This is a genomic window from Mycobacterium sp. NGS48 (genome assembly GCF_059812585.1).
This window is the reverse complement of record NZ_JCALCY010000053.1, coordinates 1-337: the sequence shown is the minus strand read 5'-3', so window position 1 is coordinate 337 and position 337 is coordinate 1. Positions and strand designations below refer to the sequence as shown.

The following is a 337-nucleotide window of genomic DNA, read 5'->3' as shown; positions in this document are numbered from 1 at the left end:
CCCAACCCCTGCATGGTCGCCGCATACGACGCCATATCCCCGGCATGCGCCAACATCGCCGGGTAGTTGTACATAATCTGCGACATCATCTGATCCCTTCGACTCAGAACCCGGAATAGCCACTGGCCGCAGCAGCATCCGCCGCCACATAGGTGCCCGCGGCATCACCCAAATTGGCCTGCGCGATATCCAACAACGCATTCACCTTGGCCGCCACCTCCACAAACCGGGCATGCGACGCCTGAAACGCCGCCGAAGACTCCCCCACATGAAACGCCTGCGCCGACAGCGCCTCCTGCTCCGCCTGCCCAATCGTGGACCGCATCAACCCCGCCTT

At 62.6% G+C, this 337-nt stretch carries 1 protein-coding gene and 1 pseudogene; both read right to left on the bottom strand.

All coding sequences use genetic code 11. The features are described from left to right. Window positions 1-86, bottom strand: a pseudogene (locus tag AC5Y42_RS23630) (WXG100 family type VII secretion target); the annotation flags it as partial. 17 nt (window positions 87-103) lie between these two features. Continuing rightward, window positions 104-337: type VII secretion protein EsxS (locus AC5Y42_RS23625; RefSeq protein WP_499900987.1), on the bottom strand; the 234-nt coding region annotated here is incomplete at its 5' end.